Origin of the sequence: Sorlinia euscelidii (genome assembly GCF_036452135.1) — a bacterium.
In the GTDB taxonomy this organism is placed as follows: Bacteria; Pseudomonadota; Alphaproteobacteria; order Acetobacterales; family Acetobacteraceae; genus Sorlinia; species Sorlinia euscelidii.
This window is the reverse complement of sequence record NZ_JAWJZZ010000004.1, coordinates 368,338-375,000: the sequence shown is the minus strand read 5'-3', so window position 1 is coordinate 375,000 and position 6,663 is coordinate 368,338. Positions and strand designations below refer to the sequence as shown.

The following is a 6,663-nucleotide window of genomic DNA, read 5'->3' as shown; positions in this document are numbered from 1 at the left end:
CGACGACTCAACTGGTGCGTGCTGACAAGCCTCTGAGGATTGTGTTTCCGTTTATCGCTCAGATACACCAATCCCTCCATTCCCTCCCGATCGCCGCTGCAATGGCGAAGCTCTATCCGGAGGTCGAGGTCCATCTCGCCGGCGCGTCACAACCGCAGCTCAATCTCATCCGGCATCTGGCGACCTATTATCCGGAAGCGCCCCTTCATTTCTCAAGATTAAACGCGCCGGCGTGGGTTAGACGACGGCTTGATCGGCAGGGCCCCTCGCCCCTTGATAAAATATTAACGCTTTTCCACAACCGTGGGTGGCTGGACAGCTTCGACGCGATTGTCGTACCTGAACGGACATGCCTTTATCTGCGCCACATGGGTGTGCATCACCCGAAACTCATTTATACCGGTCACGGCGCGGGCGACCGTGCAATCGGATTTGCGAGCGACATCAAACATTATGATTATGTCCTCGTCCCAGGTCGCAAAGTTGAGGAGCGCCTTCTTCAAGCAGGGGCGATCTCGCCCCAGCGTTATTTTCGCGGCGTTTACGCCAAGTTTGACTTGATGCGTCGCATGGGCACGCGGGAATTAAAGCTTTTTAACAATGATCGCCCCACGGTGGTTTACAACCCGCATTTCTCTCGCGCGTTATCGTCATGGCGTCGCTTCGGGCGCGACGTGCTGGAGTATTTTGCGAACCAGACCCATTTCAACCTGATATTCGCCCCGCATTACAGGTTGTTCGATCGTCATCGCGAGGAGGGGCAGAAGTTGATTGAGCAATATCGCGCGCATGCGCACATGCTGATTGACCCGGGCAGCATGCGCAGCGTGGACATGACCTACACGCTGGCCGCCGACATTTACCTTGGCGATGTCAGCAGCCAGGTTGCCGAGTTCATCACCCGGCCACGCCCTTGCATCTTCCTGAATGCGCATGATGCCAAATGGCACAATAATCCGAACTATCGTAGTTGGACCTTAGGCGACGTTATCGGCTCCCCGGCTGAACTTGCCATGGTGCTGCTCAGAAACGCGCGTCATCCTGACACTTATCGTGATGAACAAATGCGCTATATGCAGGAAACGTTCGACCATGATGAAGCCGATTCAACATCCGATGCGGCGCAGGCAATCATTGAATATTTGTCTCGCTCGGCTTAAAAAGACGCGCTTCACGCATTTCAGACAATAATTTGTGTATGAGAGGAACGGAACCAAACTTTGGTTGAGGATTGTAAAATAACGAGCCCGGAGGCGCGACAGGACGCTCCCGTTCCTACAGATTCTGGTCAGGCGCGCGTCTATGGTGCGTTTAAAACGTTTCGCGATGCGTTGGATTACGCCGCGCTTGGTCAGTCCGGCTATAATATATATAACGGCCGTGGACAGTTGATGGAGGCCTTGCCCTACGCCCGCTTGCGGGAACAGGCAATTGAAACGGCGCACAGGCTTTTATCACTCGGGCTGAAAAAATCCGACCGTGTGGCCATCATCGCGGAAAGTGATGGTGATTTCGCGCGTATTTTTTACGGATGCCAATATGCCGGACTTATCCCGGCCCCCTGCCCCTGCCCGTCGCTTTCGGCGGTCGCGATGCTTATATCGCCACCTTGCGCGGTATGGTTGAGGCTGCGGATGCCCGGGCCGTCATCATCCCGGAACTGATCGGAAGCTGGACGGCGGAGATTGTCCGGGATATGCATCTCGTCTTCGGTGGCAGTCCGGCTGAGCTTCTCGCCCTTTCCGCTGCGGAAACCGGCGCGCTTCCGGAGGTGACCGCGACTGACATCTCCTATCTGCAATTCTCATCCGGAAGCACACGATTTCCGATGGGTATCGCCGTCACGCAGAAAGCCGGGCTTGCCAACGCCCACGCCATCGCAAAATACGGTCTACAGGTGAAAGGTAAGGGAGATCGCTGCGTTTCCTGGCTTCCCCTTTATCACGATATGGGGCTCGTAGGTTTCTTCCTGACACCGATGAGCTGCCAATTGACGACGGACCTCCTCCCCACGCGGGAATTTGCGCGCCGCCCCCAAGTCTGGCTTGACCTCATCTCCCGCAATCGGGGGACAATCGCCTATAGCCCGTCTTTCGGATATGAGCTTTGCGCCCGCCGTCCGCCGCCGTCAGGTCTTGACCTGTCAAGCTGGCGCGTTGCCGGGATTGGCGGCGACATGATCAGGCCGCATATTCTCAGCGACTTTGCTGAAAACTACAAAGTCCATGGATTTGATCGCCGGGCTTTCGTCGCCAGTTACGGCATGGCGGAAACCACTTTGGCCATCAGTTTCGCGCCGCTTGAGCATGGTATCCTTACCGATACGATTGACCTCAAACATCTTGAGACTGCGCAATTCGCGCGCGGCGTCAATAATTCGGAGTCCCCCAAACGGACTTTTGTCGTTTGCGGCCATGCATTACCGGGCCACCATATTGAGGCCTGGGATAGTGAGGGCAAAACCCTGCCGGACCGTGCCATCGGGACGATTTACGTCAGGGGGCCCAGCATGATGACCGGTTATTTCGGTCGGGAGAAGGAGACGCAAGCCGTCCTGTCCCCCGATGGCTGGCTTGATACAGGTGACCTCGGTTATATGCTGAATGGCCAGGTTGTCATCACCGGACGGGCGAAAGACCTGATGGTGATTAATGGGCGCAATATCTGGCCGCAGGATATTGAGTGGTCGGTTGAGACCGCCGTAACCGGGGTGCGCTCACGGGATGTTGCCGTATTCTCGCTCGAGACGGAAAAGGGCGAGTCGATTTTTGCCCTCGTGCAATGCCGTCTTACCTCCGCGGAGGCGCGAGCGGAAATGAAAGATAATATTGCAAGTGTCATCCGCCGTCGTCACGGTGTCGACGTAGAGGTTGTCCTGGTGCCGCCGCACACTCTCCCGCAAACATCTTCGGGCAAATTAACCCGCGCGAAGGCAAAAGCCATGTATCTGGCGGGTCAGTTTGCGCAAGAGGAGAGTTCCGCGGCCTGACTTTGAACCCGGTTCTGTCGCGCTTTACGGACACGTCAAATCTGCGCGCCATGCCGTAACATTACTAAAAGGCTTGGGTTGACGCGCAGCCAATATAAAGGATCGAGAGTTGGTCACGCTTAGCAGATTGCCTCGATCCTCGGATACGACGTAGCCTGAAGCGCAATGGAGACAAAATAATGACTGACAAGATCGCGGCGACGGAACAGCTGATTATCGAGCAGCTTCTCGCCAAGCCGAATGTCCCCCGAGACATTTCCCCCGAAAGCAAGATTGTCGAGGATCTTGCCTTTGACAGCCTTGCTGTCATGAATTTCGTGATGGAAATTGAGGACCGTCTTGATGTTTCCCTCCCTCTCGACCAGTTGGCGGACATCAGGACGATCCGGGACCTCGCGATCTGCCTCAATAAGCTCAAGGCCGGTACGCCGCAATGACGGACATTTTTGCGAAATTTGAAGGCCTGTCCCGCGCCGCATCGCATTTAATGTCCGTCGCGCCGCGCAACCCGTTTGACGTGGTGATCGAACGCCCCCTCTCCGCCACGATCGGCCTGATTGAGGGCGGGAGACCCTGCTTTTCGGCACCAATAATTATCTTGGACTCAGCCAGTGCCCAGAGGCGATTTCCGCGGCCGTCAAAACCCTCAAGGAAGAGGGGGTGGGCACGACGGGCTCACGCATTGCCAACGGCACTTACGGACTGCACCGCCAGCTTGAGAAAAAACTCGCCGCATTTTTCAGACGGCGGCACTGCATTATTTTTTCGACCGGTTATCAAGCCAATCTGGGTTGCATCTCCGCGCTTGCGGGTAAGGATGACATTCTCTTCATTGATGCTGATAGTCACGCCAGCATTTATGACGGCAGCCGCCTCGGCAATGCGCAGGTCATCCGCTTTCGACATAATGACCCGGCGGATCTCGATAAACGGCTTAACCGCGTCAAGGACCATCCGGGCGCCAAGTTGATCGTGATTGAAGGCGTTTATTCCATGACCGGAAATGTCGCCCCGGTGCGCGCTTTTGCCGAAGTCAAAAAAAAGCACGGCGCCTGGCTTCTCGTCGATGAAGCGCATTCATTCGGCGTTCTGGGTGAGAATGGACGCGGCGTAGCGGAGCAGGATGGCTGTGAGGAAGATGTCGACTTCGTCGTCGGCACTTTCTCCAAAAGTCTCGGGACAATTGGCGGCTATTGCGTATCAAACCATGACGGCGTCGAGATGATCCGACTGGCTTCACGGCCCTATATGTTTACCGCATCTCTGCCGCCGGACATTATCGCCGCCTCAGCAGCCGCTTTGGAAGCCCTTCAGGCGCAACCTCATTTACGAGCGCAATTGACGCAGAATGCCGGGCAGCTTCATGCGGGGTTGAAAAAACTCGGCCTCTCCGTCAGCCAGCATGTCAGCCCCGTTGTCGCCGTTACGCTGCCGGACATACCGACAGCAGCTGGTTTCTGGAATCGACTTCTGGAGCTTGGGGTTTACGTCAATCTGTCCCTGCCACCCGCAACACCGGATGAGCGGCCTCTTCTTCGGTGCTCAGTGATGGCTGCCCACAGCCCCGCCCAGATTGACACCGCCCTTGCCTCCTTCGCGAAAGCCGCGCAGGATCTCGGTGTCCTGACGGCCTGACCGCCGACGGGCGAGAGGCAGCTTCCCTGCGGCATTCGTTAAAATGGGAATTCAGGAACGTCGCAGGATGCTTCTCGCGCGCCAAAGCAGGATGGGCAGGCAAATCAGAGGGTGACGCGCCTCGAAAGGTGAGAGGCGCATCGCCAGCCCGCTATGGCGCTGGATTTTGTCGGCCAGATAAAGGGCGCCATTCTCAAAAGTGAAGGCCGCTTTGATCAGGCGCGCAGCATTCAGCCACCGCCCGAGGCGCCGCATTTGTCGCCATTGCCGCCTTACTTTTAAAAGCCGCACCCGCGATACGACCATGAAGCGCGCGCCCTCGCTGTTTTCATGGATGGGAAAACCGAGTTGTGACCAGCTAAGCGTCAATATCGCCTCAAACCAATCGGCGCGCCCTTCAATGATCGACGCCGCACGCCCCGCATTTTCCGGACGCAGCTCATTGCGATAGGTTTCTGAAAAGAGATGGCGCCAGATCTCGGCGGGCCGGGCCGGGCCGGGTGACAGGCACGCGGCCCACCATGTGGCCGTCAGAACCGCTTTCCTGACAGCGTTAAGAATGTGGTCAGCCGCGACGGTGTCGCGCACCCAGACAAGGCGCGTTGGTTGCGTGAAGCGCGCCCAGATGGAACTGTCAAAACTTGCCGGGCCCACGCGGCGCGAAAATTGATCAATTGTCATCACGGCGACCTTGGCGCGCATGAGACGACCATCAATCATCTGGCGCACATAGACGACATTGGGGGGCAGATATTGACCGGCCAGACAGACCAGCCGATTGCGCCAGTTCCAATCACGCATCTCATCGACAATGACGTAGAAGTCGAGAAGCGCATCCAGATCATCAGATCGCATCCCCGCACCGTAAAACAATACGCCCAAAGGACGGCATGCGCCCAGCATCTGCGCGGCAAAGGCTGATATATTCGGCGGGACCGCTTCAATAAGCGTTGAAGACAGGATGCGGGAGAGCGCGTCCATCTCAGTCATGCAGAAACTGGAATTGCGGCCCGTTCGAGAGCGTGACCTGACGCGAGGGGCCGGCACTGAATTTTTCACCATCAAGGATGAAGTCACTCGCGCATGTCATGGTCAAGCTGTCGGCCCGATCACTGTGATAGGATGGATGCTGCCGCAACCATTTTGGTGACCGCCCCCGGACGAGGAATCTGACAGCACGCCACAGATGTTGAGGGTGGCCACTGACATTAAGAAAGCGCAACCCTGTCGGGTTCCGGCGTTGGTCATCGTCCCAGAACGGCCACATCCCCATTGTCAAACGATCCAGCGCTGTTGAGATGAAAAGAAAACTCGGTCCGTCGCTTCTGACAACCCCATTGCATTCAAGTCGCAGGCGATCGCCGTCAAGCCACATATTCCGATATTTACGGTGCAGAAGCTTCCAGAGCGTCGCGATCAATGTCGCGGCGACCGCGAGATTATGAGGTGCGAACCTTAATAAATGAGGTGAGTGCGCGATGTCGATCGCGCGCGTAAATCCCGTCGTGCCATGGAACATGCCGATCCGCAATTGGGCACCCTGATCGGTCCATTTGATGCGGAGCGTGCCGCGTTTCTCTTTCGTGAGAGATTGCGGATCATGGAGGAGGCGCTCAAAAGCCTTCCGCCCGCGGGATTTAAAGCCGACATCCCGGGCAATAAGATTGGAGTTGCCGGAGGGGAAAATCGCCAGTTCAGGTAGATCATCCTCACCATAAACATGGTATAATGCCGTCATCACATCGCTGATCGTGCCATCGCCCCCGCTGATGGCGATTGTCCTGATGCTCTGCCGATGCAGTTTTTCGATGACGCTTCGCAATTCTGCTTGTGTCCGCGGCTCAAAAAAGCGATCAGCCAGGCAATGGCGCGCTCTTTTGGTAAATCTATCCAGACATCGACGGTTTTTTCGGCTGCGGGGGTTGTTTATAAGAGCGAGAGGCACAGAAAATCTAATCCAAATTCATGACCGCGATCAGCCAAATCTTTACATTCATCATTGATAAATGACGTTTCAGCGGCGCCAACGTAAGCGCCCT

The 6,663-nt window shown here is 56.3% G+C and carries 4 protein-coding genes and 2 pseudogenes; 4 read left to right on the top strand and 2 right to left on the bottom strand.

The annotated features are described in order from the left end of the window. The first annotated feature begins 32 nt into the window (after window positions 1-32). From CGLAMM_RS09790 to spt, 4 genes and pseudogenes are all read left to right on the top strand, one after another. Window positions 33-1,160: a sensor domain-containing protein gene (locus tag CGLAMM_RS09790; protein WP_394820314.1), complete on the top strand. Its 1,128-nt coding sequence runs from the start codon at window positions 33-35 to the stop codon at window positions 1,158-1,160. Between the two features lie 60 nt (window positions 1,161-1,220). Next, window positions 1,221-2,989, top strand: a pseudogene (locus tag CGLAMM_RS09785) (fatty acyl-AMP ligase). A gap of 179 nt (window positions 2,990-3,168) precedes the next feature. After that, the gene (locus CGLAMM_RS09780) at window positions 3,169-3,426 is read left to right on the top strand and encodes an acyl carrier protein (RefSeq protein WP_418115641.1); all 258 of its coding nucleotides are present in this window, start codon (window positions 3,169-3,171) and stop codon (window positions 3,424-3,426) included. Further along, window positions 3,423-4,624, top strand: a pseudogene (spt, locus tag CGLAMM_RS09775) (serine palmitoyltransferase). The gene CGLAMM_RS09780 and the pseudogene spt overlap by 4 nt, the downstream one beginning before the upstream one ends. Before the next feature lie 51 nt (window positions 4,625-4,675). On the opposite strand, the gene CGLAMM_RS09770 reads toward spt, so the two are convergent. Together CGLAMM_RS09770 and CGLAMM_RS09765 are read right to left on the bottom strand one after the other, a co-directional pair. Beyond that, a complete protein-coding gene (locus CGLAMM_RS09770) occupies window positions 4,676-5,605 on the bottom strand; it encodes a hypothetical protein (protein ID WP_418115640.1) in 930 nt (309 codons plus the stop codon). A gap of 1 nt (window position 5,606) precedes the next feature. Continuing rightward, the gene (locus CGLAMM_RS09765) at window positions 5,607-6,569 is read right to left on the bottom strand and encodes a diacylglycerol/lipid kinase family protein (protein ID WP_394820304.1); all 963 of its coding nucleotides are present in this window, start codon (window positions 6,567-6,569) and stop codon (window positions 5,607-5,609) included. Between the last annotated feature and the right edge of the window lie 94 nt (window positions 6,570-6,663).

What these genes read in the sequence shown, in the direction of transcription:
- CGLAMM_RS09780 (WP_418115641.1), top strand. Translation starts at nt 3,169, where the DNA reads ATGACTGACAAGATCGCGGCGACGGAACAGCTGATTATCGAGCAGCTT.
- CGLAMM_RS09770 (WP_418115640.1), bottom strand. Translation starts at nt 5,605, where the DNA reads ATGGACGCGCTCTCCCGCATCCTGTCTTCAACGCTTATTGAAGCGGTC.